At 59.6% G+C, this 22,965-nt stretch carries 23 protein-coding genes; 6 read left to right on the forward strand and 17 right to left on the reverse strand.

Translation table 11 applies throughout. The features are described 5' to 3' along the window. Window positions 1-15 precede the first annotated feature (15 nt). Window positions 16-1,092 carry a GNAT family N-acetyltransferase gene (locus HMPREF2978_RS07365; protein ID WP_070744814.1) on the forward strand — a complete coding sequence of 359 codons (1,077 nt, stop codon included), beginning with the start codon at window positions 16-18 and terminating at the stop codon, window positions 1,090-1,092. On the opposite strand, the gene HMPREF2978_RS07370 is transcribed toward HMPREF2978_RS07365, so the two are convergent. The 6 genes from HMPREF2978_RS07370 to HMPREF2978_RS07395 all read right to left on the reverse strand — a co-directional run bounded on the left by HMPREF2978_RS07370 (window position 1,074) and on the right by HMPREF2978_RS07395 (window position 6,918). Beyond that, window positions 1,074-2,162, reverse strand: coding sequence for an alkene reductase (locus HMPREF2978_RS07370; protein ID WP_083298989.1), 1,089 nt, complete (start codon window positions 2,160-2,162; stop codon window positions 1,074-1,076). The two genes, HMPREF2978_RS07365 and HMPREF2978_RS07370, sit on opposite strands and share 19 nt — an antisense overlap. A gap of 28 nt (window positions 2,163-2,190) precedes the next feature. Then, window positions 2,191-2,823 carry an Rv2732c family membrane protein gene (locus HMPREF2978_RS07375; protein WP_070744816.1) on the reverse strand — a complete coding sequence of 211 codons (633 nt, stop codon included), beginning with the start codon at window positions 2,821-2,823 and terminating at the stop codon, window positions 2,191-2,193. 21 nt (window positions 2,824-2,844) lie between these two features. Continuing rightward, a complete protein-coding gene (miaB, locus tag HMPREF2978_RS07380) occupies window positions 2,845-4,407 on the reverse strand; it encodes a tRNA (N6-isopentenyl adenosine(37)-C2)-methylthiotransferase MiaB (protein WP_083298988.1) in 1,563 nt (520 codons plus the stop codon). Next, complete coding sequence (gene recX / locus HMPREF2978_RS07385) at window positions 4,404-5,015, reverse strand: recombination regulator RecX (protein ID WP_070527160.1); 612 nt, start codon at window positions 5,013-5,015, stop codon at window positions 4,404-4,406. The genes miaB and recX overlap by 4 nt, the downstream gene beginning before the upstream one ends. A gap of 9 nt (window positions 5,016-5,024) precedes the next feature. Further along, entirely contained in the window at window positions 5,025-6,158 is a 1,134-nt protein-coding gene (gene recA, locus HMPREF2978_RS07390) for a recombinase RecA (protein WP_070527157.1), read from the reverse strand. Between the two features lie 238 nt (window positions 6,159-6,396). Further along, the gene (locus HMPREF2978_RS07395; protein ID WP_141761378.1) at window positions 6,397-6,918 is read right to left on the reverse strand and encodes a hypothetical protein; all 522 of its coding nucleotides are present in this window, start codon (window positions 6,916-6,918) and stop codon (window positions 6,397-6,399) included. A gap of 111 nt (window positions 6,919-7,029) precedes the next feature. On the opposite strand from HMPREF2978_RS07395, the gene HMPREF2978_RS07400 reads away from it, so the two are divergent. Genes HMPREF2978_RS07400 through HMPREF2978_RS07410 form a run of 3 tightly spaced genes read left to right on the forward strand, consistent with a single transcriptional unit; the run spans window position 7,030 to window position 8,923 of the window. After that, window positions 7,030-7,605 carry a biotin transporter BioY gene (locus HMPREF2978_RS07400; RefSeq protein WP_070527151.1) on the forward strand — a complete coding sequence of 192 codons (576 nt, stop codon included), beginning with the start codon at window positions 7,030-7,032 and terminating at the stop codon, window positions 7,603-7,605. Window positions 7,606-7,610: 5 nt separating this feature from the next. Then, complete coding sequence (locus tag HMPREF2978_RS07405) at window positions 7,611-8,303, forward strand: energy-coupling factor ABC transporter ATP-binding protein (RefSeq protein ID WP_070527148.1); 693 nt, start codon at window positions 7,611-7,613, stop codon at window positions 8,301-8,303. Window positions 8,304-8,308: 5 nt separating this feature from the next. After that, on the forward strand, window positions 8,309-8,923 hold the full coding sequence (locus tag HMPREF2978_RS07410) for an energy-coupling factor transporter transmembrane component T family protein (RefSeq protein WP_070527146.1): 615 nt from the start codon (window positions 8,309-8,311) through the stop codon (window positions 8,921-8,923). Window positions 8,924-8,925: 2 nt separating this feature from the next. Here the strand turns inward: HMPREF2978_RS07410 and HMPREF2978_RS07415 are convergent, their stop codons facing one another. The 4 genes from HMPREF2978_RS07415 to pgsA all read right to left on the reverse strand — a co-directional run bounded on the left by HMPREF2978_RS07415 (window position 8,926) and on the right by pgsA (window position 11,334). After that, on the reverse strand, window positions 8,926-9,762 hold the full coding sequence (locus tag HMPREF2978_RS07415) for a PspA/IM30 family protein (RefSeq protein ID WP_070527143.1): 837 nt from the start codon (window positions 9,760-9,762) through the stop codon (window positions 8,926-8,928). Between the two features lie 106 nt (window positions 9,763-9,868). Then, entirely contained in the window at window positions 9,869-10,216 is a 348-nt protein-coding gene (locus HMPREF2978_RS07420; protein WP_070527140.1) for a helix-turn-helix domain-containing protein, read from the reverse strand. Window positions 10,217-10,261: 45 nt separating this feature from the next. Beyond that, window positions 10,262-10,747: a nicotinamide-nucleotide amidohydrolase family protein gene (locus HMPREF2978_RS07425; protein ID WP_070527138.1), complete on the reverse strand. Its 486-nt coding sequence runs from the start codon at window positions 10,745-10,747 to the stop codon at window positions 10,262-10,264. Further along, a complete protein-coding gene (gene pgsA / locus HMPREF2978_RS07430; RefSeq protein ID WP_371326363.1) occupies window positions 10,744-11,334 on the reverse strand; it encodes a CDP-diacylglycerol--glycerol-3-phosphate 3-phosphatidyltransferase in 591 nt (196 codons plus the stop codon). Before pgsA ends, HMPREF2978_RS07425 begins: the two co-directional genes overlap by 4 nt. 46 nt (window positions 11,335-11,380) lie before the next feature. On the opposite strand from pgsA, the gene HMPREF2978_RS07435 reads away from it, so the two are divergent. Next, on the forward strand, window positions 11,381-11,671 hold the full coding sequence (locus HMPREF2978_RS07435; RefSeq protein ID WP_070744819.1) for a YciI family protein: 291 nt from the start codon (window positions 11,381-11,383) through the stop codon (window positions 11,669-11,671). A 16-nt stretch (window positions 11,672-11,687) separates the two neighbouring features. Here HMPREF2978_RS07435 and HMPREF2978_RS07440 read toward each other — a convergent pair whose 3' ends face one another. The 7 genes from HMPREF2978_RS07440 to dapB all read right to left on the reverse strand — a co-directional run bounded on the left by HMPREF2978_RS07440 (window position 11,688) and on the right by dapB (window position 21,528). After that, window positions 11,688-12,806: a TerC family protein gene (locus HMPREF2978_RS07440; RefSeq protein ID WP_070744821.1), complete on the reverse strand. Its 1,119-nt coding sequence runs from the start codon at window positions 12,804-12,806 to the stop codon at window positions 11,688-11,690. 178 nt (window positions 12,807-12,984) lie between these two features. Further along, window positions 12,985-16,218 carry an FtsK/SpoIIIE family DNA translocase gene (locus HMPREF2978_RS07445; RefSeq protein ID WP_070744823.1) on the reverse strand — a complete coding sequence of 1,078 codons (3,234 nt, stop codon included), beginning with the start codon at window positions 16,216-16,218 and terminating at the stop codon, window positions 12,985-12,987. Window positions 16,219-16,295: 77 nt separating this feature from the next. Continuing rightward, the gene (locus HMPREF2978_RS07450) at window positions 16,296-16,937 is read right to left on the reverse strand and encodes a TIGR03085 family metal-binding protein (RefSeq protein WP_070527127.1); all 642 of its coding nucleotides are present in this window, start codon (window positions 16,935-16,937) and stop codon (window positions 16,296-16,298) included. Window positions 16,938-16,980: 43 nt separating this feature from the next. Continuing rightward, a complete protein-coding gene (locus tag HMPREF2978_RS07455) occupies window positions 16,981-19,050 on the reverse strand; it encodes a ribonuclease J (RefSeq protein WP_070527124.1) in 2,070 nt (689 codons plus the stop codon). Between the two features lie 2 nt (window positions 19,051-19,052). After that, the gene (gene dapA, locus HMPREF2978_RS07460) at window positions 19,053-19,961 is read right to left on the reverse strand and encodes a 4-hydroxy-tetrahydrodipicolinate synthase (protein ID WP_070527121.1); all 909 of its coding nucleotides are present in this window, start codon (window positions 19,959-19,961) and stop codon (window positions 19,053-19,055) included. Between the two features lie 71 nt (window positions 19,962-20,032). Beyond that, window positions 20,033-20,782 carry an FAD-dependent thymidylate synthase gene (thyX, locus tag HMPREF2978_RS07465; protein WP_070527118.1) on the reverse strand — a complete coding sequence of 250 codons (750 nt, stop codon included), beginning with the start codon at window positions 20,780-20,782 and terminating at the stop codon, window positions 20,033-20,035. Then, window positions 20,782-21,528: a 4-hydroxy-tetrahydrodipicolinate reductase gene (gene dapB / locus HMPREF2978_RS07470; RefSeq protein ID WP_070527115.1), complete on the reverse strand. Its 747-nt coding sequence runs from the start codon at window positions 21,526-21,528 to the stop codon at window positions 20,782-20,784. The genes thyX and dapB overlap by 1 nt, the downstream gene beginning before the upstream one ends. Window positions 21,529-21,836: 308 nt before the next feature. Between dapB and HMPREF2978_RS07475 the strand changes: the two genes are divergently transcribed. Further along, window positions 21,837-22,965: HNH endonuclease signature motif containing protein (locus HMPREF2978_RS07475; RefSeq protein WP_070744898.1), on the forward strand; the 1,129-nt coding region annotated here is incomplete at its 3' end.

Raw genomic sequence — 22,965 nt, forward strand, 5'->3', positions numbered from 1 at the left:
CGCTACGCAGCCTGAGTGTTCGTTCACATAGTCGCCCCGCCAGGCTCAGCCAACGCTGAGCCGGCGGATTGCCTCCGGAGCTTCGTCTTCGACGCCAACCTCGCTGCCCAAGAGGCCAGCGGCGATCCCGCAGCCAGTGGCTCTCCGCGCCGCGTGCTCCAGCGCCTGCAGGGCTCCTCGGAGTCTCAGACCTATCTTTTTGGGCTCACTGAAACCGCTATGGGTACAGCCGGAGAGTTGGGCCTGCCGGTCATTTCAGCGGCCGAACCCAGTCCGCACATCGACTTCGACGGTTTCATCCATATCTCACTGCCACTTCTGGAGGAGACGGATAACGCCGATATCGAATGCGTCCTCGCTGCTGATTACCTCCCACTGCCCGGGGAAAAGCTAGATGCAGAAGCCCTCGAGGTCACCCGGACCCTTGCCCGTGAAGCGCTGCGCCTAACCCGCCAGCTAGGCCGCAGGAATGCTCAAGTTGGCATGTTGTATCCACCGGACGCGGACCATACCTCCGATCCAATGTCGCAGGCTTACCTCGAACTGGGGTTTCATCACAAGCATGCCGAGCGCCAGATGTATGTCGACATCGCACACGCCACCCCAGTGCTCGGTGCACAAGTCTGGCCGGACTACGACATTCCGGACGCTCTGCTTGACGACGTCCTCCGCTTGCTCACCATTGCCTCCGCTGACGCGGTCTACGGTGACTTGAGTGTCGAGCCCATCGTGTGGACGCGGCAGCGCCTCAAGGAAGCCCACGCCCGACTACGTTCCCGCAGAGCGCACACTCTGCTCGTGGGCATTCTCGACCAAGGGCGAGTCGTCGCGCTCACGGAACTCTCCCGCCACGGCGACGCAGACCCCGAGGTGTGCGAGTGGACTCTCACTGTCACCGACCGTGAATGCCGCCGCCGCGGGCTCGCCACGCGCGCCAAGCAGCACGCTCAGTACGCGGTGGCACACCACTGGCCCACTGTTCGCCGGGCCTACTGCTCTGTGGCCCAGGCCGATCCAGCGATGAACGCGCTCTATGCGCGCCTCGGCGCGCACGTCATCTCCGCCAGCAGCGCCTACGAGCTCACCGTGTAGAGGGGGTAGTCGGTGTAGCCGCGCTCCCCGCCCGTGTAGAACGTGCTCTCATCCGGCGCGGTGACAGGGAGTTCCTCCTGCCAGCGGCGAACTAGGTCCGGATTCGAAATGGCCAACCGGCCCACGGCGACGGCATCGCCGTGCTGCACTAGCTCCTCAGCTTCCGCGCGTTGAGTTACCTGGCCGAATCCCGAATTCACTATGACGCGGGTACGCCCATTGGCGCGAGCTTGAGTGCTCAGCTCAGTGATGAACTCACCAGTTGGCTCTGCGTGAAGGAAGGAAATATATGCCAAGCCGAGGTCTTCGATGGCGCGAAGAAGCCCACCATACGTGGCGCGCACATCCTCAGCGTCGCTTTCCTCAATACCTTGAATATTGTGTTGCGGCGAAAGGCGCAGCGCGAGGCGGTCAGCGCCAATTTCATCAGCCACCGCACGCAGGATCTCCTCCACAAGGCGATAGCGATTCTGCGGGCTTCCACCATAGGTATCTTCGCGATGATTGGAGCTTGGGGAAAGGAACTGGTGCAAAAGATAGCCGTTAGCACCGTGGATCTCTACGCCATCCATGCCTGCGTCGATGGCGTTGCGTGCGGCTTGACGGAACTCGTCAATAATGCGCGGAAGTTCTTTACTTTCGAGTGCTCGGGGAACCGGGCACTCCTTACGTGATTCAAAATCTCTTACCGCAGTACCGGAGGCCAGCGCAGAGGGTGCTTCCGGCTCCGCCCCTTCGAGGAGACTGGCATGTGACAGACGGCCTCCATTCATCACCTGCATAAAGATGCGCCCGCCGGACGCGTGAACGGAATCCGCGACGCGACGCCACCCGAAAATCTGCTGCAAGGTTTCGATACCGGGCTGGCCTGGGAAGGCACGGCTGGTCACCGTGGGGAACACACCTTCAGTCACGATAAGCCCCATGGAGGCACGCTGCGTGTAGTACTTCTCATGCAAATGCGTGGGGACACCATCACGGCCTGCGCGTGAGCGGGTCAAGGCTGCCATCGTCACGCGGTTTGGCAGCGTTAGTCGTCCCAATTCTAATGAGTCAAAGAGTGTAGCCATGCACTCCACAACACGAATCTAAGAATGCTTATTCCTCACCGTGCTGGCGGCGATGGCGTGAGGCGGCGCGTGAACGGCGATCGTCGATAAGCAGCGGATTCTGCTCCGCTGGCAGCTCGGTTGCAGCTTCGGTCTGCAAGACTCCCACGTGGTCAAGCTGCCCGGAAACTTCTCGCACCCGCTCAGCTGCGGCGAGCTGCTCGGGGCTGCGGCGCAACGACACTTGGCAGTACACCAGGAAGGCCACAAAGGTAGAAATTGCTCCCACATACATGCCGATGGAAGCACCTTCCGCCGCGCCGCCGCGGTACCAGAAGCCCCAAAGGTTAGCGAAGAAGGAAATCGTGGTCATCATCCACGCCACCAAGGCAACAGACGTTCGTCGTGTAAGAAGCGTGACGGTGCTCAACACCCCCACGCCGCCGAGCGCCAACCACGCACTGACCGTCTCCATGAGCGAGATTCGGACTCCCTCGGCGGTCCCACCTACGAAGAGTGCCTCCCATCCGCGAGCCTCGCCGGCATAAGGCAACACCAAGTACGCAACCCACGCCACGACGGACACGATGAGCGCGTATTTGTGCTTTCCCAGTTCGATGGTCTTCGCTGCGCGCTTTTCTGCCGCAACTGCATCGCGCACCTGCTTCAAATCATCACTCATAGGAACGGAGCCTACTCCCTTCTAGCAACCGCAGGAATCAGCGGGAGCACTGGGCTTGCCGACGCCCGGCAGCCCGAGACCCACCCCAATCGGTGCTGTGGTAGGTGTCTGGCCAGAAGCAGACATATCGCCAGCCTTAGTGCGACGGTGCTCGCTGACGCCTGAATCAGCGACGAGGAAGAAGGAACCCGCATCCGTCACGGTGGTGTGCACGACATCACCGGGGCGAATCTCCGTGGAGATGTCCTTCCCCTCACCATCAACAGGCGCAAAGTGAACCAGGCGCCCATCCCGCGCACGGCCCGTGAGTCGATGAGTTTCGGCAGACTTGCGGCCGCCCTCCGCCTGGACCAAGAGCTCTACATCGGTCCCAACGAGCTTCGCATTCTCCTCAGCCTGAATGGAATCTTGCAGCGCTACCAGGCGCTCGAAGCGCTCCTGCACTACCTCCTTCGGTATCTGATCCTCCATCTCCGCAGCCGGGGTGCCTGGGCGCGGTGAGTACTGGAAGGTGAAGGCCGAAGCGAAGCGGGCGCGGCGCACCACATCCAGGGTGGCCTCAAAATCTTCCTCAGTCTCGCCGGGAAAGCCCACGATGATATCGGTGGTGATGGCAGCGTGCGGCATCTTCTCCCGCACTTCATCGAGAATGCCCAGGAACTTCTTCGTGCGGTAGGAACGGCGCATATCTTTGAGCACCTTGTCCGAACCAGACTGCAGCGGCATGTGCAGCTGCGGGCACACAGCCGGCGTCTCCGCCATGGCATCAATGACGTCGGAGGTGAACTCTGCCGGGTGCGGGGAGGTAAAGCGGAGGCGCTCCAGTCCCTCAATCTTTCCTACTTCCCGCAGTAGCTTGGAGAAAGCGAAGCGGTCCCGCGGCAGGTCTGGGTCGGCGAAATTGACGCCATAGGCGTTGACGTTCTGTCCCAGCAACGTCACCTCGGACACGCCCTGGTCCACCAGGGCTTGAACCTCTGCGAGGATATCACCGGGGCGGCGATCTTCTTCCTTGCCGCGCAGGGAAGGAACGATGCAGAAAGTACAGGTGTTATTGCAGCCCACGGAGACCGATACCCACCCGGCATAGGCGGACTCGCGCTTGGCCGGCAGCACGGAGGGAAAAGCCTCAAGTGCATCGACGATCTCGACCTGGGCCTCATCATTGTGGCGGGCGCGTTCAAGAAGTGTCGGCAAAGCCGCCATGTTGTGGGTGCCGAAAACCGCATCTACCCACGGCGCATGATCAAGGACAGTGTCCTTGTCCTTTTGCGCCAGGCAGCCGCCCACCGCAATTTGCATGCCGGGGTGGTTCTCTTTCGTCTTCTTGAGCGCACCCAGGGTGCCGTACAAACGCTTATCGGCGTTCTCGCGTACTGCGCAGGTGTTGAAGACGATGAGGTCAGGCTCGACGCCATCCGGTACTGCCGAATATCCGGCTTCCTCTAGCAGGCCGGAGATGCGCTCTGAGTCATGAACGTTCATTTGGCAGCCAAAAGTCCGCACCTCATAGGTGCGGGGCTGAGTATTACTTACGGGGGAGGTCACGGGGGGACATTCTAACTGGCCAGTCCGACTACTCATAATGCCTCGGCAGCATCCGAGAGTTCGTCAATGCGTGCGTCCAAAACTTCGATGGAGATACGCATGACGAGCTCCTGGTTGTACCCACGCCGAGCAAGCGTTCCCACGATGCGGCGCAAGAACTTGTCCCTCTCATGCCGGTCAGCCGGAACCCTTTTAAGCGTCCGGGCTTTCTTTTCAGCTACCTGGCGGGCAACGACCTCTTCAGATTCCTCGGTGATCTGTTCTAAAGCTGCCGCACGGTCGGCGGCCTCGACGCCCTTTTCCTTGAGCTCTAGGTTGAGGGCGCGGGCCGACTTGCCGCGCCGCGCATGGCGTTGGCGAACCCATTCCTTGGCAAAGGATTCATCATCAACAAGTCCAACCTCTGCCAAGTCATCGACGACATCCTCAACCACGTCGGGTTCAAAGTCCGCAGCAACGAGGCGGTCACGCAGTTCCTTGCGGGAACGCGCCCTCTGATCCAGCAGACCCAGCGCACGGGAACGCACGGGAGCCTTCGCTGCCTCGGCTTCTGCATCAACCAGCTGCCCGCCCGCGTCACCTGCTTCATAGGATTCGAGGGCCTGGCGCAGCTTCTTGAGCTTCTCCGGTGAAGGTTCTGCCATTGATTCCGTTTAATCGTCGTCGAAGTCGACGTTTGGCACCAAATCCACTGCCTCATCCGTCAACGGATCGTCCGCGCCTGGTACGTCCATGGCTACATCCTCGCCTGCTTCGGCAGCGGCGGCACCGACACCGAGTTTGACGAAGATCTTCTTCTCAATCTCATCCGCTAGATCCGGATTGTCCTTGAGGAAGTTACGGGCTTTCTCTTTACCCTGTCCCAGTTGATCACCCTCATAGGTAAACCAGGAACCGGACTTCTTAATGAAGCCATGCTCAACGCCGAGGTCAATGATGGAGGACTCGCGCGAGATGCCCTCACCGTACATGATGTCGAACTCAGCGATCTTGAACGGCGGGGAAACCTTGTTCTTCACAACCTTGAGCTTGGTACGGTTACCAATGGCATCCTGGCCGTCCTTCAAAGTCTGAATGCGACGAATATCGCAGCGCACCGAGGCGTAGAACTTCAGTGCCTTACCACCCGTCGTGGTCTCCGGCGAGCCGAACATAACGCCGATCTTTTCACGCAGCTGGTTAATGAAGATGGCGGTGGTTCCTGAGTTGTACAAAGCACCCGTCATCTTGCGCAGCGCCTGGGACATGAGGCGGGCTTGGAGGCCAACGTGGCTATCACCCATCTCGCCCTCGATCTCAGCCTTGGGCGTCAGCGCAGCGACCGAGTCAATAACGATGATGTCAATGGCTCCCGAACGGACAAGCATATCGGCGATTTCCAAAGCCTGCTCACCAGTATCTGGCTGGGAGACAAGCAAGTTATCCGTATCAACGCCGAGTAGACGTGCGTACTCCGGATCGAGAGCGTGCTCAGCATCGATAAATGCCGCGATGCCACCAGTCTTCTGCGCCGATGCAATAGCGTGCAGGGCAACGGTGGTCTTACCCGAGGATTCCGGACCATAAATCTCCACGATGCGGCCACGCGGGAAGCCGCCGACTCCCAAAGCAATATCGATAGCCGTATTACCAGAGGAAATAGCCTGGATTGGCGGGCGTTCATCGTCACCCAGGCGCATAACGGCGCCCTTACCAAAATCCTTCTCAATCATCGCCATGGCAGCGTCAAGGGCTTTTTGACGATCATCGCCCTTGCTTGCTGCCGAGGACTTCTTCTTCGTAGCCATTCATTTCCTCACTATCGTGCGTCAGTTGTAGTGCGTTCTTACGCGTTAATTAAAGGTGGCACCTAATTAGACTGCCACGTGGCAGCTGAGGTTCCCTGGCGCGACTCAAACAGCCTTAGCGCCCTCTCCTCAAGCCACGAAGTCACCCTAACGTGCCCGCCGGACCACGTCCCACAATACACACACAAGTGTTCGATTTTCCATTTCGCCCAAGCGCGTGTCCCAGCGACAGCCTCCACTACTGAAGCACCCACGGGCCGTCCTGTTCCTGCCGCGAGAAGGTTACCTTTTCAGCAGTCTGAAGAACGGCCACTCCCTCCCCTAACGAGCTGCAAACATCCAGGTCGTCAAGGTCGGCCCTGCTACTCATATACTTGGAATACCCCGGCCCTTGCACATCACGATAGAGCTCAACGCTACCCGCCGCCGGTGGCACCCACTCATCGTCCTCATCTGTACCTCCCTGCCAGGTTCCATCGCTGGCGGCGAGGACATCCCTTTCGGTAGCGCCGGGGCAAATAATGATCACCCGTTCATACTCCGAATCGAAGATGTCACCGATCGGCATGTCTACGCTTCCCGGCTCCCCCTCCGTGACCCCAGCGGCCGCATCGATATTTTCAATGACGTTCGCGGAATTCACCAACGAACATCCAGCTAGGCCACCTATGGCCACGCCGGAAAGAAGAACTACTGCGCCGTAGCGCACCCCTAGACGCCCTAGACCATTAAGCCATGCTTGTTTCTGCCTAATTTCCATGCCCCGAGGGTACCCCGTTCGGGGTGGATGCGCGGCCCAAAGATCGTGGTTGAACACTGTTCAAAAGGTGCTATTTGCTGCACAGTTATCACACTGGATAAACTTTGGCCCATGAAAAAGAATTCCGTCGCGACTGACATCGCGTACGTCGCGGTCTTTACCGCGCTCATCATAGTCTTTGCTTTTGTCTCTATCCCCACTCCCACCGCGGGCGTGCCCATCGTTCTTCAAAACGCAGTTATCATTCTCGCGGGCCTCGTACTCGGCGGCCGCCGCGGCCTCTTCGTGGGCTTGCTCTTCATTGCTCTCGGCCTCGTCGGCCTGCCCATCCTCGCCGGCGGACGTAGCGCGTTGAGCGCTCTCGCCGGCCCCACGGTTGGCTACCTCGTTGGCTACGTCGTCGCCCCGGCCATCGCTGGACTCATCGCCTACCGCGCCCCGCGCAACAAGGGCGGAATGACTCTCATCCTCGCTATCGCCGGCGTCGTTGGCCTCGCCGTCCAGTACTTCTGCGGAATTCTCGGCTTGATGTACCGCTCTGACATGTCCCTCAGTGCAGCCACCATCGCCCAGGGGCCATTCCTCATCCCCGATCTCATCAAGGTCGCCGTGATGGTTGTCATCGCAGTCGGTGTCCATGCAGCGTTCCCTGACCTGATGGACCGGCGCACCGCTAGGGCGAAGTAGCTCCCGTGCCGCAGATTGAATTCCGCAATGTGTCCGTCACCTTCGACGAGACGCCGGTGCTTAACGACGTTTCCCTCAACTTGAGCGAACAACGCATCGGCATCATCGGCGCCAACGGCGGCGGCAAGTCCACTCTGGTCCGACTCATCAACGGTCTCGGTGAGCCCTCGCGTGGTGAGGTCTTGGTGGACAGCATGGACGTCGCCAAGCACGGCAAAGAAATCCGGCGCCGCGTGGGATTCGTGTTCTCAGACGCCGAGAACCAAATCGTCATGCCGCAGGTACGCGATGACGTGGAGTTCTCTCTGCGCCGCCTCAAGCTATCCCGGGAGGAGCGCACCGCGCGCGTCGACGCCGCCCTCGAACGCTTCGGCCTTGAGGCTCTGGCCGAGCAATCTCCACACACGCTCTCTGGCGGGCAGAAGCAACTCCTCGCGCTCGCGGCGGTGCTTGTCATGGAACCAACCGTCATCATCGCCGACGAGCCGACGACCCTGCTGGATCTGCGCAACCGCGACCGCATTCGCCGCGAGTTCGCCAGCCTGGAGCAGCAGCTCATCGTGGTTACCCACGACCTCGATTTCCTCTCCGACTTTGACCGCGTTCTGTGCATTGACAACCACCGCGTGGCCGCCGACGGAGCACCCGACGAGGTCATTCCCTTCTACACAAATCTCATGGAATCCCGCCCACTCTAGCAATCATGCCCAAGAACATCCCCCTCGGTTTCTACGTCGACGCCGATACCGTCATTCACCGCATCCCAGCCGCGGTGAAGTTCGTAGTACTCATCGGCTTTATCCTCGTGACCTCGCTGGCCGTTCACACGATCGGCTGGGCAGCGCTAAGCCTCGTTCTCCCCCTTGCCCTCTTCCCCATTGCCCGGGTTCCCTTTCGCATCGCGCTCGGCCAGCTCGCGCCGCCGCTCTATCTCCTCCTCGCGCTCGCCGCATTTCAGTGGTGGCAGAAGGACTTCACGGCGGCTGCCATCATGTTCCTCACCATCTACGCGGCCATTAGCGCGGCGGTGCTGCTAACACTCACCACAAAGGTTTCGGAGATGATGGACTCCCTGGATCGCGCCCTAGCTCCCCTGGGGCGCCTCGGGGTCCCGGTTGAGAACATCACGCTAGCCATGTCCCTGACCATTCGCTTGCTTCCGCTGATGCTGGGGACGGTCGTCGAGGTGCTGGACGCACGAAAAGCCCGGGGCGCCACGGCATCACTGACCGCCTTTGGCACCCCGGTTATCATTCGCTCGATCCGTCGCGCACGCGCCATGGGCGAGGCCCTGCAAGCGCGCGGCGTCGGCGACTAAGCCTATTCTCCGCGCAGCTCGCGCAGGCGAGCCTGAACGGCATCGTTCTGCACGTTCGGCTGAGCCTGGGTTCCTGCCGAGCCGATTGCCTGCTGGGAGTTGCCCTCCACAGCCTTCGGGTTATTCATCTCAGCGCGAATCTGCTCAAGACGGGAGTGGCCAGCCAGTTGCACGCCGGCCTGTTCAATCTCCTGCATGCGGTTGGACACGGAGTTCTCCGCGAGCTCTGCCTGGCCTAGGGCCTTGGAGTAACGGCGCTCGATCTTGTCGCGCACAGCGTCCAGGGACGGGGTGTTGCCGTTGGCAGAAAGCTCGTTCATCGAGTTGAGGGACTCGGAAACCTTCTCCTGCATCTTGGCCTGCTCAAGCTGGGACAGCAGCTTCGAGCGCTCGTTGACCTTCTCACGCAGGGCCATGCCATTGCGCTCGACGGCCTTCTTAGCCTGCTCCGCCTGCTGCAGCGCCTGATCGTGAAGCTTCTTGGTGTCCTCGACAGACTCCTCAGCGGTCACCAGCTGAGCGGCGAAGGCTTCTGCTGCGTTCTCGTACTCGGTAGCCTTCTGTGCATCGCCCTCAGCGCGGGCCTTGTCCGCAAGGCTCAAAGCGTTGCGGGTGTTCTGCTGCAGCTTTTCGATCTCGCTGAGACGGCGGTTGAGCTGCATCTCCAGCTGGCGCTGATTACCGATCACCGCTGCAGCCTGCTGCGAGAGCTCCTGGTGCTGGCGCTGCGCTTCCTCGATTGCCTGCTCAATCTGTACCTTCGGATCAGCGTTCTCCTCGATCTTCGAATCAAAGAGAGCCATCAAGTACTTCCAGGCTTTTACGAATGGATTCGCCATAACAGAAGGTGCCTTTCTCAGCAGTTCGTTGTGTACATAAAGTAAGTAATGAGAGAATTCTCTGCCTGCCTAATATTAGCGAAGCAAGCAGTGCTACGCCGCAGTTCTACAACTCAGATGCAGCGGGTGCGGTGGAAGCCAGTTCCTCATCCATCGATGGCAGCGCCATGTAGCCAGCGGCTTCGATGAGGACATCGGAAACACTGACATCAAGTGCATGGCAGACAGAGGCCAACAGCTCGGAGGAAACCTCCTTGCGGCCACGCTCCAACTCCGAAAGATATCCCGGGGATACGCGCGCTACACCGGCGAGCTCACGAAGGGTCACACCCTTATCCGCGCGGAAGGCGCGAAGCGTTAATCCAAGGGCCTCGCGCAGCAGTGGCTCAGGGGTCCGCGTCGCCCGCGCCGGGGACTGGGTGGGCTTATCGAGTAATGCAACTGAAGTGTTCATCACTCCGTACAACGGCTCAGCGCCCGTACTTGTTCCCACAATCAACTATTTTTCTTCAAGAGTTGATAGTAGAAGGCTCAATGCAGCCTGTACCGCGGCAGCACGAATCGCATTGCGCCCCTCATCAGGAAGCTCGTAGAGGACGCCGCGCTTGACGACGCCCCCGTCGCCCCTCCCACACAGCCCCACATACACGGTTCCCGCAGGTTTTCCTTCCTGGAGGTCCGGTCCTGCCACACCAGTCAGCCCTATCCCCCAATCCGCACGCGTTTCAACGACCGCTGCTTCAGCCATCTCTGCGGCCGTCGCAGCAGACACCACGCCCTGCTTCTCTAGAGCATCCACGGTGGTGTTGAGGAAATGCGCCTTCACTTCGGTCGCGTACGTCACCGACCCGCCACGCAATACCGCCGAGGCGCCGGGGACACTCGCCACTGTCGCAGCGGCCAGACCAGCCGTGAGGGACTCACAGAAAGCCACGGTCTCGCTGCGCGCGCGAAGCATGGAAACAAGTTGAACCTCTATACTCACTGGTTCTCCCTGCGGCCGTCGATGAGGTACTGAATACCGGTCACGACGGTGACGACGACAGCGACCAGCATCACGAGCAAACTCGGAGTATCCATCCACCCTGGCAGCGGGCAGAGGTACAGCGCCACCGCCAAAGTCTGCAAAGCTGTTTTGAGCTTTCCGCCTTGGGACGCCGGAACCACCTTGCCCCGGCGCAGCAAGGAGAAGCGCCAAATGGTAATGCCGAACTCGCGGAACAAAATGACGACGGTAATCCACACGGGCAAAGCGCCAATGATATTGAGGCACACGAAGGCCGCGGTCATCAGAGCTTTATCCGCGATCGGGTCCGCAATCTTGCCAAAGTTAGTGATGAGCCCCCGCGCGCGTGCGATATCGCCATCTAGCTTGTCCGTGAGCATGAGGAGCGCGAAGCAGCCGAAAGCCCACCACTCATGATCTGCGAGCACTAGCCAGGCGAACAGGGGAATAAAGAGGATGCGCAAACTGGTCAGGATGTTGGGCAGGTTCCAATTGGAGACCTCCGGATTAACATCCGTGGAGTGAGATTGGTTGTGCGCAGCCTGAGAATCGTTCACGTCCATCATCCTACCGTGGCCTCCCTACCCTCCGGCGAGCACTACTATGGTCGGCATGAAGTATTTCGCAGTTTCCTATGAGTACAATCCATCCAACCCGGTTATTGCTGAGGTGCGCCCGAAGCACCGTGAATTCATCGGCGCTCTCCACGACAAGGGCCAGATCTGTGGCTCTGGCCCTTATACAGATTCCAAGGGCGGGGCGCTCATCGTCCTGCAATTTGGGGACGAGTCCGTAAAGGTGGCCGATGTCATCGCTCTCATGGACCAGGATCCCTTCTACACCGAGGGCGCTGTCACTGGGCGCGCCTTCCGCGAGTGGAATCCCGTCATTAATTCCTTCTAAAACCCACTGCCCGAGTTTAGGGCAGCTCGGACTTGGGAAGCTCGTCCGCCTTGCCGACGAGCTCACCCTCCTTGTTGCGCACTATCTTGTTGCCGAAATCATCCCAGTCGTAGTGGTTGTGGGAAATCACCACGCCACCCTGAGTTTGGTCGCGCTTGTCTTTCCACACGGACAGCAACACAGTGATTACGAGCACGCCGACGATGACCAACAGCGACATCAGCGTGGAAATCTCCGGCACGGCGGACACATCCTCACCGCCATTAATGAACGGCAAGTTGTTCTCATGCAATGCGTGGAACAACAGCTTGACGCCAATGAACAGCAGAATGATACCCAAGCCATAGGGCAGGTAAACCAGACGGTCCAACAGGCCATCGATGAGGAAGAACATCTGACGCAGGCCCATGAGCGCGAATGCGTTGGTAGTGAATACTAGGAAGGGCTCCGAGGTAATGCCGTAGATGGCGGGGATGGAGTCGAAGGCAAACATGACGTCGATAAGCCCAATTGCCGCCAGCGCCACGAACAGCGGGGTGAGCGCGAACTTCCCCTTCTTCTCCCCGGACTCTTCACGGTGGGTGAGCTTGTCGCCGTGGTAGCGCGGGGTCACGTGGACCACCTTGCGCAGCCACTTAACCACCAGCATGTCATTGGGGTCGGTTTCGGGCGTCCCATTAATCTCATCAATGAGCAGCTTCACTGCGGTGTAGATGAGGAAGATTGCGAAGATGTAGAAGACATCAGACCAGGCAGCGATGATAGCTGCACCCATCAAAATGAAGGCGAGGCGGAAGACCAACGCCAGCACGATGCCGATGAGCAACACCTTTTGCTGATACCGGCGGGGAATTTTGAAAGACCCCATGATGAGTGAGAAGACAAAAAGATTATCCACGCTCAGTGCCTGTTCCGTCACCCAACCGGTGTAGAACTGTGCAGCGTGTTCACCATCCCACAGCACCCACACAACTCCGCCGAAAACTACGGCGATGGCCATGTAGAACAGAGTCCAGCCACCGGACTCCTTGATGGTGGGCTCGTGGGGTGAGCGAACGTGGCTGTAGAAATCGAAAATAAAGAAGCCCAGGATCACTGCCATGGTGATGACCCAGACCCACAGTGGTACATGCATGGTGCACTATCCCTCCGGTCGGCGCGACAACAAAGACCGGAGGTCTCCCCCGCTAGCGACGCCTACCAGAGCATTGCTAGCCGACGCGACCGGGAACTGTACCGCAGTTGCCGTGTTGACGATCGACGCCGTGGATTGGGGTACTCCCCTCCAAGACTCGACCTATCCTACACGGAACTTAGAACGCACCGGTGGAGGGGTTGGCATTGATTTCGACGGTACGGGTATCGCCTGCAGCGTCGTCGACTGCGTCGGCGCCTTCAGCCTCCTGGACCTCCTTCGGGGCCTCGGCTGGATCGGCCCCCTTAATCATCCAGATGATGGTATCGAGTTCCTCCGGCTTGACCAGCACCTCGCGAGCCTTGGAGCCTTCCGATGGCCCAACCACACCGCGCGACTCCATGAGGTCCATGAGTCGGCCGGCCTTGGCGAATCCGATACGCAACTTGCGCTGAAGCATCGAGGTGGAACCCAGCTGGGACGTGACCACGAGGTCGACGGCCTCCAAGAGGTCGTCCATGTCCTTGCCAATTTCCTCGTCGATCTCCTTCTTGGCGTCCTTGGCTTTATCCTCCGTGACACCTTCGGTGTAGTTCGGTGCGCCCTGTGCCTTCGCGGCGTCGACAACCGCTTGCACTTCCTCATCCGAGACGAACGCACCCTGCATACGTACCGGACGCCCACCCTGCGGGATGAAGAGTCCGTCACCCATACCGATGAGCTTCTCGGCACCACCCTGGTCCAGGATAACTCGAGAGTCCGTAAGCGAGGACGTCGCAAAAGCCAGGCGGGAAGGAACGTTGGTCTTGATAAGACCGGTCACCACGTCCACGGACGGGCGCTGCGTTGCGAGCACCAAGTGGATGCCGGCTGCACGCGCCTTCTGGGTAATGCGGACGATGGAGTCCTCGATCTCCTTCGGCGCCGTCATCATGAGGTCCGCGAGCTCGTCCACGACACACACGATGTACGGGTACGGGCGCATCTCCCGCTGGGAGCCGGCCGGGGCCTGATACTCGCCGCTGCGGACCTTACGGTTAAAGTCCTCAATCTTGCGCACGCGGGCAGCCTGCATGTCCATGTAGCGCTGCTCCATCTCCCCCCCCAGCCACTGCAGGGCCGCCGCAGCTTTCTTTGGCTGCGTAATGATCGGGGTGATGAGGTGCGGAATACCTTCGTACGGCGTGAGCTCCACCATCTTCGGGTCGACGAGGATGAGGCGAACGTCTTCCGGCGTCGCGCGGGTCAACAGCGAGACCAGCATGGAATTCACGAAGGCCGACTTACCGGAACCGGTAGCACCGGCCACGAGCAGGTGCGGCATCTTCTTCACGGAGAAGGAGGTGTACTCACCTTCGATATCCTTACCCAAGCCGATCAGCATGGGGTCATGGTCAGCGCGCAGTGCCGGGGAATCCAAGACATCGCGCAAACGCACCATCTCGCGGTCCGCATTGGGCACCTCAATGCCGACTGCGGACTTGCCCGGAATCGGGGTGAGCAGGCGCAGATTATCCGTCGCCACAGCATAAGCCAGGTTGGACTGTAGGTTCGTAATCTTCGAAACCTTGACGCCTGGACCCAGCTCGATCTCGTAGCGCGTCACTGTCGGGCCACGGCTAAAACCAGTGACCTGGGCATTGACCTTGAATTCTTCAAAGACCTCGGTGATGGCCTCGATGATGCGATCGTTAGCCTCCGTGCGTGCCTTCGCAGGCTTGCCAGCGGTGAGCAGGTCCGTCGTCGGCACATCGTAGCCGCCGCCCAGGGCAGTGTCTTCCGCACCGCTCGGAGCTGCAGTCGTTTCTTCGGCTACGCTCTGAGCCTCGTCCTCAATCTTGGCACCCGTTCGCGCATCACGCCCGGATCGTTCCTGGAACATGCGCACTGCCTCGGAATGCGCGGCGGAGACCACGTCCTCTCCCGCCGAGCCAACCGACGCTGCGCTTGCCGACGTCTCCGCAGCCGCCGCTCCCAGTGCCGCGCCGGCGGCACCGCCGACGTCCACGCGCGGACGCTTCTTCGGTGCTGGTTTCGGTACTGGCTGTGGCGCTGACTTCTGCTCCGGCTGCGGAGCGGGCGCCGGTTCCGGCACGACAGGGATCTCATCTGTGTCATCGACGCGGCTATCAAAGCTTGGTCGGCCGTGCTGCACCGGCTCCTGGTTTACAGGCTGCGCCGCGGAGTCAAAGGACACCGTGGCATTCTCATCCGGCATCTGCCTCGGGGGCTGCTTCGGGGTCTGCTTCTTCGGGGTCTGCTTCGGGCGCGGGCGCGGAGTATACGCCGGGCGTGCGGGACGCTCGCGCCCTTCGGCGATGGCGTCGATGTCCTCGCTGGCGTAGCCGTAATCGTCCGCAAGGGCGTCGTCAAGCAGCTCCTCATCTGAGCGGTTCTTCCGATCACGGAGTCCGCCGAGGAGCGCGGAGAACTGGGAGGCCACGAAGTCATATGCCTCGCGCAGGGTGATGCCAGTGATGTTGAGCGCCCCATAGACAATCAACAGGAAGAGCAACGGCACCGCCACGTAGCTGGAGAAGGCCGCTACCAACAGCTCGCCTATTCCATACCCGATAACACCACCGGCCTCTCCGGCGGCATTGTCCTTCCAGGTAAGCTTCGGAAGCCCAGCAAAAATATGGATGAGGCTGAGCATGCACACCACGATAAGGGCAGTGCCACCCACGACGCGTGGCTTGAAATGGCCGGCCGGGCCGGACAGATCCATCATGAGCGCGATGGCAACCGCGATCAATGCCACGGGAAGGACATAGGCGCCTGCACCAATGACATAGCGAACAGCATTGGTGAGGTATTCACCGATAACACCGGCGACCTGGAACCACGTTGCACAGGCAAGGATGATGGCCACGCCAATCAGCACGAGCGCAACCGCATCTGGATTAGAGACGCGAATGCTCTTCTCCGTGCGAGTAGGGCGCTCCATAACGGTCGTCGGCATATCACCGTCGACGTCATGGGCCCGGGTCACCTTGCTCTTCGAAGAAGCAGCGCCCTCAGCCCTCTTGCTAGTTTTCTTATTCTTCGCGCGTCCAGAAATTTCCCCTGGCTCCCTCAACTCGTCGTAATCATCAAAAGCCCCCTCGTCATGGGGCGCATCATAGGCAGAATCGTAGAGATCCTCATCCCGGCTTCCCGCTTCAGCAGGCTTGAGCCCAGCGAGGCCATGCCCGACTCCCCGCGCCATGCTCCCCATACCCTTGGCGGTGGCGCCAAAAACGCTGCCGAGTCCGCGTCCAACGGCACGAAAGGCGCTGCCGGTCCTCTCTTCGGAGGTCTCGGCAGCGCGGGTTGCGGACGTCAGCGAGTAGCTTGTACGGCCCGACGGCCGCGACCGATTAGCGGTGCGACCTCGGCCGGAGGCGCGAGACGGAGCGTTCTTGACAGACATGCCTGCCACTCTAGTAGCAAACGCACCATTAACCACATACGCCACACGCGCATACTAAAGAATTTTCGCAGTTCAGCCTACAGGCTTGACCTAACGATGGTGGAGGCATCGCTCTCAATCTCCACGCGGGCGGCCTCGCGGCCGACAACCCACAAAAGCAATTCGGCCACGGTGCCACGCACCCGTACCACTGAATCGCCTTGCTCGGAAACGCACCGCTTATCCGCCGCCACGATCGGCGGAAAGCCCTGCGGTTCCAGCACGACAGGACGGCGAGAACGTGATAACAGCCGTGTGCCTAGTAGTTTCAACGGCGCCACGAGCTCGGAGTGCGCGGCTCGTGACAAATCCCGTGGTTCAGTGTGACCATTGGCGCGGCGAAGATCCTCATGATGCACGAAGTGCTCCGCGGTGTTAAACACCGAGTCCGCATAGCGCAGAGGATTCAGTTTGCCTGCTCCCCTACCCCAAGAATCAACAAGCTCCTCATATGTCATCTGCGCACGAATCTTGCTAGCGATGCCATCAGCATGAGAAGTCAGTGCAGGGACAAAAACACCGATCACAGCATCAGGGCGGTTCTCACGAACCCACAAATGCGTTATGAGGTCGTGGGCCGACCAGCCCTCACACAACGTCGGTGCATCGGGACCAAGTTCATGGAATAACGCCACCATTTTGGCGCGCTCGCTTGAGGAAAACGACATGTGCCCCAGCATACCCACCATGAGCGGGAACGCTGGGGCGCTGTCGGTCTAAAGCCTAGAGCGATTCACGGGAAGCGTGAACTTCGTCGTCGTCAGGCAGCAAGATATCCGAGTTCGTCGGCACGATGGTCGGCAGAATCACCGGCTCGCGCTTGTACTTGGAATCCATCAGCTTCGACACCTTGCGGCGCAGCTTCTGCACCATGCGGTAGGTATCGTTCTCACCTTCAGCTGCAAGGTCATTCATGGTGTTCTCCACCATCTCAGCTACCTCAGGCACGATACCGCGGTCATCGTCAGAGAAGCCCGTAGTAGACACCGTCGGGTGCTCGAGCAGGCGCGAGGTGCGGTTATCAATGACACAGGTGATGGAAACAACGCCGCCAGCACCCAGGTTGGTGCGGTCCGCGAGGGTATCGGCGTCGACATCACCCATCGACACACCATCAACGTAGAGGTTGCCCACAGGGATCTGGCCGACGACCTCAGCACGGCCATTGCGCAGATCGACGACAACGCCGTTCTGAGCCAAGACCACGCGGTCGCGGGCCACACCAGTGGAAATAGCCAGCTCCTTATTGGCGCGCAGGTGACGCCACTCGCCGTGCACCGGCATGGCGTTCTTCGGGCGGGCTGCGTTGTAGAGGAAGAGCAGCTCGCCACCGTAGCCGTGGCCGGAGGCGTGAACCTTAGCCTCCTTGTTGGTGATGACTTCAGCACCAATCTGGGAAAGCATGTTGATAACGCCAAACACGGCTTCCTCGTTACCCGGAATCAGGGAGGAGGAGAAGATGATGAGGTCACCATCGCGGACCGTGATCTGGCGGTGCTCACGGCGGGCCATGCGGGACAGCGCCGCCATCGGCTCACCCTGGGTACCGGTGGTAATGAGCAACACCTTGTGCGGAGCCATCTTGGCGGCCTCATCGATTGGGATGATGGTGCCGCGCGGCACCTTAAGGAAGCCCATCTTCTCCGCAATTTCCATGTTGCGCATCATGGAGCGACCGTTGAAGGCAACCTTGCGGCCGGCGGCCACGGCGGCGTCGATAGCCGCCTGCACGCGGTAGACGTTGGAGGCGAAGGAAGCGATGATCACGCGCTGCTTGGCCCCAGACACCAGCCGCTTAAACGTCGCCGGAATATCGCCCTCAGAGGCGGACACACCCGGGATATTGGCGTTGGTGGAGTCACACAGCATGAGGTCCACGCCCTCATCGCCGTAACGCGACAGGGCCGGCAGATCCGTCGGACGGTTATCCAGCGGGGTCTGGTCCAGCTTGATATCACCGGTGTGGATGATGTTGCCGGCCGGGGTGCCCAGCATGACGCCAAGTGCATCCGGGACGGAGTGGTTCACTGCCCAGAAGCGGCAGCGGAACGGGCCGTAGTTCACATCGGACTTCTCGTTGACCTCAACGAACTTCGGCTTCTGACGGTGCTCCTTACACTTGGCCGCGATCAGCGCGATGGTGAAGCGCGAAGCCACGATCGGGATATCCGGGCGCAGCTTCAGCAGCCACGGAATCGCACCAATGTGGTCCTCGTGTGCGTGCGTGACGACGAGCGCCTTGACCTTGTGAATCTTCTTCTCAATCGGACCGAAGTCCGGGAGAATCAGGTCCACGCCCGGCTCACCGGAGGACGGGAAGAGCACACCACAGTCGATGATGAGCATTTCGTCCTGGTACTCGAAGACGGTCATGTTTCGACCGATCTCAGAAATACCGCCCAGAGCATAAATACGCAGCGAATCCTTCTGCTGCTTCGGTGGCTCCGGCAGACGCTTGGTCAAGTCCGCGCCCTGCATGGATTTGGGCACGTTGCGGCGACCGCGGTTGTTATTGCGATTACGGTTGGTACGACCACCGTTGTTGTCATTGCCGTTGTTGTGGTTGTTGTTGCCGCCGCGACCGCGACCACGGCCGCCACGGGAACCACGAGAACGGGAACGACGGTTGCCGTCGTCAGAGTTTCCAGACTCCTTAGAGTTAGCGCCGGAAGCAGCCGATTCGTTCGGCGCTTGGAAAACCGGCGAAGCCGCCTCATTCGAGGCGGTCTCAGTCTCCGAAGGCGGGCCCGCCTTACGGGTTACCTTGCGGGAGCGGTTACGGGATTCAGTCATTCTTAAAGGACTCCAGCCTTTTCCAAATCGTGGCGGAGCGCCTCGATCTCCTCCGCGTCAGCCGCGGTAACTGGGAGACGAGGTTCTCCAACTTCAATGCCCTGCAGGCGCAGGGCAGCTTTAACAAGAGTTGCTCCTCCGAGGCGACCTTGCGCCTCGACGAGCGGGGACAAAGTTTTCGCGTTGATCTCTCGCGCACGTGCGATATCGCCTTCATCGAAGGCTACGTAGAGATCAGCCAGGGCCCGCGGAGCAATATGGCCAATCACGGAAATAACGCCCGAAGCGCCGAGGGCCAGCCACGGCAAGTTCAGTCCGTCATCTCCGGAGTACCATGCCAAACCGGTTTCCTGGATAAGCGGTGCGGCTGCTACAAGATCGCCCTTGGCGTCTTTAACAGCCTTGATGTTCGGCACTTCCGCGAGGCGAAGAAGGGTCTCCGCCGCAATCGGAATGCCCGAGCGGCCAGGGATGTCGTACAGACAAATTGGGAGGTCCACGGCGTCAGCCACAGCAGTAAAGTGCGCGTACACACCAGCCTGGGAAGGCTTGGAGTAATACGGAGTCACGACCAGAAGGCTGTCTGCTCCCGCATCAGCGAAAGCGCGCGCTGCCTCAATGCTGGTGGCGGTGTTATTAGTTCCCGCACCAGCGCACAACTTAGCGCGGCCGCCTACCTCTTCCTTTACAGCTGCGAACAGCTCCAGTTTCTCATCCAACGACGTCGTCGGTGATTCGCCCGTGGTCCCAGACAAAATGAGGGAATCAACGCCGTTATCAACCAAATGAGCTGCTAGGCGACGTCCAGCGGACACGTCCAAGGCGCCATCCTGGTCAAAAGGAGTGACCATAGCTACGCCTACGCGTCCGAAGGTGTCGACGCCTGCCTGTGCTGTCATACCTGTGCTCATAGGCGTCAAGATTACCCGCTTTCGCCCCCATTGGCCGCATCGGGGTCGTGCGCGAGTCTCCTGCTGATGCTTTAAGCGTAGGGGCTCGAGGCCATTTCGGTGCCGTCAGCCAGGGTGGTGATATGGAAGTCGTCGAAAAGCACCGGCGATTGCTCCTTCAACAGCTTCAAGCACGTGACGGCGAGCTGACGCATCTCTGTATCAGCCTGTTCAGTCGCCCGCGCGCCAATAAAGTGACGCCACGCTCGATAGTTTCCTGTCACGACGATCCGGGATTCCGTGAGATTGGGCAATACCGCACGCGCCGCTTGCCGAGCCTGCTTCTTGCGCAGCAATGCATTTGGCTCCTCTTCCAGTTTGGACTCGAGGGCGTCAAGGAGCTCCTCGTAGACAAACCTCGCTTCGTCGGCCGCCTGCAAGGTCAACCGCGTTAGCTGTTCATCCTCCGCAATGATTTTGGGTAGGATTACCTCGGCTTCCTCAGAATGCACGAAGCGTTGCGAGAGCTGCGAGAAAGAGAAATGACGGTGGCGAACCAGCTCGTGCGACGCCGACCGCGACAGTCCCCGTATATAGAGCGTCGCCGTGGCATGCTCCAGCAATGCATCGTGGCCTACTTCCAGAATGTGATGCAAATAGGCCTGGTTTGAGGCGGTACGGGGATTCGGCTTGTCGAAGGACTCATAACAGGCGCGCCCGGCAAATTCGACTAGAGCCTCGCTTTCCGACGCCCCCTCATCAACCTCCCAGTCCACTCCTCGCGGCGCATGGAAAGCGGTTGCCGCAATGAGCTGGACATCAAGCTCAGAGACCTTTGCCATTACAGCCCCAGGTACTTCTCAAGTCCCACGGTCAGGCCTGGGTGGGATACGATTTCTCGTACACCCAGCAGAACACCGGGGGTAAAGGAAGAGCGATCATAGGAATCCTGGCGGATCGTCAAGGACTGGCCTTGAGTGCCGAAGATAACTTCTTCATGAGCCACCATTCCCTGCATACGGACTGCGTGGACGTGAACACCATCAACGTCTGCGCCGCGTGCACCATCGAGGGACTGCTCGGTCTTGTCCGGCATGGCGTCCAAGCCTGCCTCCTGGCGAGCCTTCGCAATACCCTGCGCAGTATGGACTGCAGTACCGGAAGGTGCATCAAGCTTGTTCGGGTGGTGGTATTCAACTACCTCAGCGCTGTCGAAGAACTTCGCCGCCTGGGCGGCAAACACCATGGTCAGCACAGCTGAAATAGCGAAGTTCGGCGCGATGAGAACGTTGCCGGCGCCCTCTTTCTTAGTCCACTCCTCCACCTTGGCTAGGCGTTCTGCATCGAATCCCGTGGTACCAACAACAGCGTGGATGCCATGTGCGATGCAAAACTCTAGATTGTCCATGACCGAGGCCGGCTGGGTGAAGTCGACAGCCACCTCGGCGCCCGCCTCAACCAGCTTCTCCAGCGGGGTCTCACGGTCAATGGAAGCAACTAGCTCCAAATCCTCCGCCGCATTAACGCCTTCCACGATTGCTTGGCCCACGCGCCCCTTAGCCCCCAAGACGCCTACCTTGATAGTCATACACAATCCCTTCATACGTGTTCGTGCGGTTAACTGTGCCCAGTCTATCCCTGACGCTGGCGGGGTTTCAGACAGGGCTCGTGCGGCTACCTTTGATACGAGCTTTCCTTTCTCTTCGTTGCGCGCGCACGCGACACTACCCAAACCATACAGCATCGAACGTGCTGGCTAACCCGTGGTGACTACCCCCGTTTATAGTAACGACTTGACATGAATTTAGAGCAGGCTATAGCCATGCGGGGTGTGTGGTACTAGAATCATGGTTAGAACATTTCTTCTAACACATGTTTATCTCGGGGGAGATTTCCATGACCACCACCGCCACTACACGCCCTGCACCCTTCTTCTTTTCCACCACTAACCCGAATAACCCACACGCTATAGCCCGCGCTAACGCCCGCCGCGCCACCTATGACACCTGGCAGGCAGCCATGCCCAGCCTTGACGCAGACATCAACACCACCGCACTATCCCTAGTGGCAGCCTGGTCACTTCCGGAAGGCCACATCAAATCCGGCCTGCGCGCCATCCACCGCCTTAACAGCCTGCCGAAAGTCAAAGCCATACAAGACACCCACTGCCTGCTCGACATTGAATCCTTGATTGCTATTGATCAGCCCATGTCAGCACTAACAGCCTTGACTAGTGAAACCCTAGACTTCATCGACACAATCCTGGCTGATTTCTTTACCCCTTCGAAGCCGAATCAGGCTTTTCCTACTCGCAGCCAAATCAGGCGCAAAGTCCGCGACATATGTAAAACCCTCGATGACTCCATCGCCTACCGGGATACCCGCCCTAAAGATACCTACCGGTTTTCTTCTAACGGCACCTCAGCCTGGCTGGAACTGCAAGTTGGGGAAGACACCGGCATTAAACTCGATGCCTTCATCCATAAAACCGCCGCCAAAGAAAACATCACTGTGCCTGAGGCAGTCATCAAACTGCTATCCGGTGAGATAAAGCCACCAGCCACCGTGGTGTTACACACCTACCAAGCCCGCGACATTGAGAATGCACCAACCTATATTGAAGGCTTCGGCTGGCGGGCTGAGCCCATGCCACATGACAAGACACGGGATTTAACCGGTGATATCGCTGAAGCTGACGGCTACCAGCCAGGCCTGATCATGCGCAAGATTGTCGAAGGCCGCGACGGTACCTGCCGGGTCGGCGGATGTGAAGAGCCTGCTTATCTTAGCCAATTAGATCACCGGCATAACTGGGCTGAAGGCGGGCCAACCCACCCGAAGAACCTGGCGTGTTTATGCCAAGGGCATCACAACATGAAAACCGATGGCACCCTCAACTACCTGCTAGACCCCTACAGCGGGGATGCCATCTGGCTATTCGAAGACGGCACCTGGACTATCACCGAAGCTGACGGGCCACTAGCGCCAAAGCAGAAACGGTGGGCGCAAACAGTCGCCCAACACA

This window comes from Corynebacterium sp. HMSC074C01, assembly GCF_001814605.1.
Classification (GTDB): domain Bacteria; phylum Actinomycetota; class Actinomycetes; order Mycobacteriales; family Mycobacteriaceae; genus Corynebacterium.

Excerpts from the sequence above, each read along its gene's own strand:
- dapB (WP_070527115.1), bottom strand. The coding sequence starts at position 21,528 with ATGACTATCAAGGTAGGCGTCTTGGGGGCTAAGGGGCGCGTGGGCCAA.
- miaB (WP_083298988.1), bottom strand. The coding sequence starts at position 4,407 with ATGAGTAGTCGGACTGGCCAGTTAGAATGTCCCCCCGTGACCTCCCCC.
- HMPREF2978_RS07450 (WP_070527127.1), bottom strand. The coding sequence starts at position 16,937 with ATGCTGGGGCACATGTCGTTTTCCTCAAGCGAGCGCGCCAAAATGGTG.
- HMPREF2978_RS07415 (WP_070527143.1), bottom strand. The coding sequence starts at position 9,762 with ATGGCGAATCCATTCGTAAAAGCCTGGAAGTACTTGATGGCTCTCTTT.
- HMPREF2978_RS07370 (WP_083298989.1), bottom strand. The coding sequence starts at position 2,162 with ATGGCTACACTCTTTGACTCATTAGAATTGGGACGACTAACGCTGCCA.
- HMPREF2978_RS07455 (WP_070527124.1), bottom strand. The coding sequence starts at position 19,050 with ATGACTGAATCCCGTAACCGCTCCCGCAAGGTAACCCGTAAGGCGGGC.
- dapA (WP_070527121.1), bottom strand. The coding sequence starts at position 19,961 with ATGAGCACAGGTATGACAGCACAGGCAGGCGTCGACACCTTCGGACGC.
- HMPREF2978_RS07435 (WP_070744819.1), top strand. The coding sequence starts at position 11,381 with ATGAAGTATTTCGCAGTTTCCTATGAGTACAATCCATCCAACCCGGTT.
- pgsA (WP_371326363.1), bottom strand. The coding sequence starts at position 11,334 with ATGATGGACGTGAACGATTCTCAGGCTGCGCACAACCAATCTCACTCC.
- HMPREF2978_RS07410 (WP_070527146.1), top strand. The coding sequence starts at position 8,309 with ATGCCCAAGAACATCCCCCTCGGTTTCTACGTCGACGCCGATACCGTC.
- thyX (WP_070527118.1), bottom strand. The coding sequence starts at position 20,782 with ATGGCAAAGGTCTCTGAGCTTGATGTCCAGCTCATTGCGGCAACCGCT.
- recA (WP_070527157.1), bottom strand. The coding sequence starts at position 6,158 with ATGGCTACGAAGAAGAAGTCCTCGGCAGCAAGCAAGGGCGATGATCGT.
- HMPREF2978_RS07420 (WP_070527140.1), bottom strand. The coding sequence starts at position 10,216 with ATGAACACTTCAGTTGCATTACTCGATAAGCCCACCCAGTCCCCGGCG.
- HMPREF2978_RS07375 (WP_070744816.1), bottom strand. The coding sequence starts at position 2,823 with ATGAGTGATGATTTGAAGCAGGTGCGCGATGCAGTTGCGGCAGAAAAG.
- HMPREF2978_RS07400 (WP_070527151.1), top strand. The coding sequence starts at position 7,030 with ATGAAAAAGAATTCCGTCGCGACTGACATCGCGTACGTCGCGGTCTTT.
- HMPREF2978_RS07445 (WP_070744823.1), bottom strand. The coding sequence starts at position 16,218 with ATGTCTGTCAAGAACGCTCCGTCTCGCGCCTCCGGCCGAGGTCGCACC.
- HMPREF2978_RS07440 (WP_070744821.1), bottom strand. The coding sequence starts at position 12,806 with ATGCATGTACCACTGTGGGTCTGGGTCATCACCATGGCAGTGATCCTG.
- HMPREF2978_RS07395 (WP_141761378.1), bottom strand. The coding sequence starts at position 6,918 with ATGGAAATTAGGCAGAAACAAGCATGGCTTAATGGTCTAGGGCGTCTA.
- recX (WP_070527160.1), bottom strand. The coding sequence starts at position 5,015 with ATGGCAGAACCTTCACCGGAGAAGCTCAAGAAGCTGCGCCAGGCCCTC.